The sequence below is a fragment of the Microbispora sp. KK1-11 genome, from assembly GCF_006874435.1.
GTDB lineage: Bacteria > Actinomycetota > Actinomycetes > Streptosporangiales > Streptosporangiaceae > Microbispora > Microbispora catharanthi.
Window position 1 is genome coordinate 1 of sequence record NZ_VIRJ01000118.1, and the last position, 655, is coordinate 655.

2 protein-coding genes are annotated in these 655 nt (G+C 69.2%); one reads left to right on the plus strand and one right to left on the minus strand.

Translation table 11 applies throughout. The features are described 5' to 3' along the window. On the minus strand, positions 1–304 hold a 304-nt coding region (locus tag FLW16_RS42995), incomplete at its 3' end, for a transposase (RefSeq protein ID WP_142564444.1). Between the two features lie 121 nt (positions 305–425). Here FLW16_RS42995 and FLW16_RS43000 point away from each other — a divergent pair. Next, positions 426–655: response regulator transcription factor (locus FLW16_RS43000; RefSeq protein ID WP_142566728.1), on the plus strand; the 230-nt coding region annotated here is incomplete at its 3' end.

The window sequence follows — 655 nt, forward strand, 5'->3', positions numbered from 1 at the left end:
CCTGCCAGGTGATCAGTTCGGCGGCATCAGCCAGGGCCTGCAGCCCGGTCAGGATCTTTTGCCAGACACCGGCACGCTGCCAGCGGCGGAACAGGGCGTACACCGCCTGCCAGGAGCCGTAGCACTCCGGCACGTCCCGCCAGGGAGCGCCGACCCGCACCCGCCACCGGATCCCGTCGATGAGCTGCCGCTTGGTCCACTTCGACGGCCGCCCTGGTCTGCTCGGCGCAGGCAGCAGCGGCTCCAGCCGCGCCCACTGCGCATCAGTCAGGTCGAACCGCCTCGTCACCGCTAAGGTGGCCAACGAGGTCTCCGGTGTTCAGGTTCTTCTTGGTCGATGAACCCTCTACCGGAGACCTCACTGCTTGCCCGGGCACGACACGCCGCCAGATAGCGGACTTCGAAACAGGTCCTAGCGTAGAGACATGATTCGGGTGTTCCTGGTGGACGACCACGAGGTCGTACGGCGTGGTGTGGCGGCGTTGCTGGACGCCGAGGACGACATCGAGGTCGTCGGCGAGGCGGGGACGGCCGAGTCGGCCGTGGCCCGCATCCCCGCGCTGAAGCCGGACGTGGCGGTGCTCGACGTGCGCCTGCCCGACGGCGACGGGGTGGACGTCTGCCGTGAGGTCCGCTCGAAGGTGCCCGGCCTGGC